The sequence below is a fragment of the Streptomyces sp. URMC 123 genome, from assembly GCF_051386515.1.
Taxonomy (GTDB): Bacteria; Actinomycetota; Actinomycetes; order Streptomycetales; family Streptomycetaceae; genus Streptomyces.
Genome location: NZ_JBPQTV010000554.1, coordinates 1 through 2,164 on the forward strand (window position 1 = coordinate 1; position 2,164 = coordinate 2,164).

Annotated in this window: 3 protein-coding genes and 1 pseudogene; 1 reads left to right on the forward strand and 3 read right to left on the reverse strand. The window is 72.9% G+C overall.

From position 1 onward, the window contains the following. A pseudogene (locus ACSNOD_RS30630) lies at positions 1-448 on the forward strand (hypothetical protein); the annotation flags it as partial. On the opposite strand, the gene truA reads toward ACSNOD_RS30630, so the two are convergent. The 3 genes from truA to ACSNOD_RS30645 all read right to left on the reverse strand — a co-directional run. Beyond that, positions 425-1,279: a tRNA pseudouridine(38-40) synthase TruA gene (truA, locus tag ACSNOD_RS30635; RefSeq protein WP_436770344.1), complete on the reverse strand. Its 855-nt coding sequence runs from the start codon at positions 1,277-1,279 to the stop codon at positions 425-427. The pseudogene ACSNOD_RS30630 and the gene truA sit on opposite strands and share 24 nt — an antisense overlap. Before the next feature lie 112 nt (positions 1,280-1,391). Next, positions 1,392-1,883, reverse strand: a complete 492-nt coding sequence (gene rplQ, locus ACSNOD_RS30640) for a 50S ribosomal protein L17 (RefSeq protein ID WP_436770345.1) — start codon at positions 1,881-1,883, stop codon at positions 1,392-1,394. 79 nt (positions 1,884-1,962) lie between these two features. Beyond that, positions 1,963-2,164: DNA-directed RNA polymerase subunit alpha C-terminal domain-containing protein (locus ACSNOD_RS30645; RefSeq protein ID WP_319751797.1), on the reverse strand; the 202-nt coding region annotated here is incomplete at its 5' end.

A 2,164-nucleotide genomic window follows, 5' to 3' on the forward strand; every position in this document is an offset into this window, starting at 1 on the left:
CCGCGAGTACGCCAAGGGCGCCACCGACACCGCCACCGGCTGCGCCGCGGCCGCCTCCAGCCGGCTCGCCCCCGCCCTCACCGGCAACAAGTGCACCCAGGTGATGCGTGCCACCTACGCCAAGGGCGAGGTCGCCGTCACCGTGGGCATCGCCGTGTTCGACACCGCCGCCCAGGCCCAGCGCGCCAAGGAACAGGCCGACGGCAACATCGAACCGCTGCCCGGGGCCGGCGTCCCCGCGTTCTGCCGGGCGGCCGCCTGCCGGCTGACCGCCAATGCCGTGGGGCGCTACGCCTACTTCACGGTCGCCGGCTACACCACCGGCCGGTCCGTGCCGGCCTCGGACACCGCGGCCCTCCAGGCCGGCCGGGACGTCGCCGACTTCGCCTTCGACCGCATCCGCGCCCGGGGCGAGGCCCAGGCGTCAGCAGCAGCCGCCGCCCGGTAGCGTCCGCTTGTTGCGGGCCTCCAGGTTCCGGGCGGCCAGCAGCTCGTCGGCCGGGTAGCCGACCTCCTCCAGGGTCAGCCCGTGCGGCCGTACGACATGGACGGCCGAGTCCCGTACGCCCGCGGCCAGCACCTTGCCGGGCCAGTCCACCGGCCGGTGCCCGTCGCCGACGAACAGCAGCGCGCCGACCAGCGAGCGGACCATGTTGTGGCAGAAGGCGTCCGCCGTGACCGTGGCCTCCAGGACCCCGGACGGCAGCCGCTCCCACCGCAGCTCCCGGAGCGTACGGATGGTCGTCGCCCCCTCCCGCTTCTTGCAGTACGCGGCGAAGTCGTGCTCGCCCACCAGCGGCTCGGCGGCGGCGTTCATGGCGTCCACGTCCAGCGGCCAGTCGTGCCACAGGATGTGCCCGCGCAGCAGCGGGTCCACGCCGCCCGGCTCATCGGTCACCCGGTACGCGTACCGGCGCCAGATCGCCGAGAACCGCGCGTTGAACCCCGCCGGCGCCTCCTCGGCCTTCCACACGCGTACGTCGTGCCCCAGCCGCCCGGCCAGCCGCCGCAGCAGCTTCTCCCGGTGCTCGGCCCACACGTCCTCCGGCAGGTCGACATGGGCGACCTGGCCGCGCGCGTGCACGCCCGCGTCCGTCCGCCCGGCGACGGTCAGCTCGTACGTCCCGGACGAGCGCGTCACCGTCCGCAGCGCGTCCTCGATCTCGCCCTGCACGGTCCGCTGCCCACCGGCCTGCTTGGCCCAGCCGTGGAAGTTCTTGCCGTCGTAGCTCAGGTCCAGTCGCACCCGTACGAAACCGGGCTTCACCTCATCGCTCACGCGACCCATCCTCTCAAGTGGCCGCACACGCGGAACGGGCCCGCCCCCAAGGGGGCGGGCCCGTCCGTCAGCCGTCGGCCGTCGGAAGGACGCTCAGGCGTCCTTCGCGGTGTTACTTGGCCTCGTCCTCGGCGGCCTCGGCCGGAGCCTCGTCGGCCTTGGCCTCGGTGGCCTTCGCCTCCTCGGCCTCCTTGGCGGCGCGCTTGGTCGCAGCCTCGGCCTCACCGGTGGCCTCCTGGGCCACGGTCAGGGCCTCCACCAGCTCGATGACGGCCATGGGCGCGTTGTCGCCACGGCGGTTACCGATCTTGGTGATACGGGTGTAGCCACCCGGGCGGTTCTCGTACCGCGGCGCGATCTCGGTGAAGAGCGTGTGCACGACGCCCTTGTCCGTGATCGTCTGCAGCACCAGGCGACGGTTGTGGATGTCGCCCTTCTTCGCCTTGGTGATCAGGCGCTCCGCGACCGGGCGCAGCCGGCGCGCCTTGGCCTCGGTGGTGGTGATGCGGCCGTGCTCGAACAGCGACTTGGCGAGGTTCGCCAGCATCAGCCGCTCGTGCGCGGCGCTGCCGCCCAGACGGGCACCCTTGGCGGGCTTCGGCATGGTTCTCTCCTAGGTGTCTGCCCCGGCCGTATCAGGTACCGGGGTCAGGGCCCCGCAGGCGGGCGCCTGCGGGCAGCAATCAGTACTGCTCGGTCTCGACGAAACCCGCATCCGCGTCGTCGTCGGCGCCGAACGCGTCCGCCGCGGCGGTCGGGTCGAATCCGGGCGGGCTGTCCTTGAGGGCCAGGCCCATGCCGGCCAGCTTCGCCTTGACCTCGTCGATCGACTTCGCACCGAAGTTGCGGATGTCGAGCAGGTCGGCCTCGGAGCGCGCCACGAGC

Bases quoted from the DNA above. Each gene is read 5' to 3' on its own strand.
- rplQ (WP_436770345.1), bottom strand. From the start codon at position 1,883: ATGCCGAAGCCCGCCAAGGGTGCCCGTCTGGGCGGCAGCGCCGCGCAC.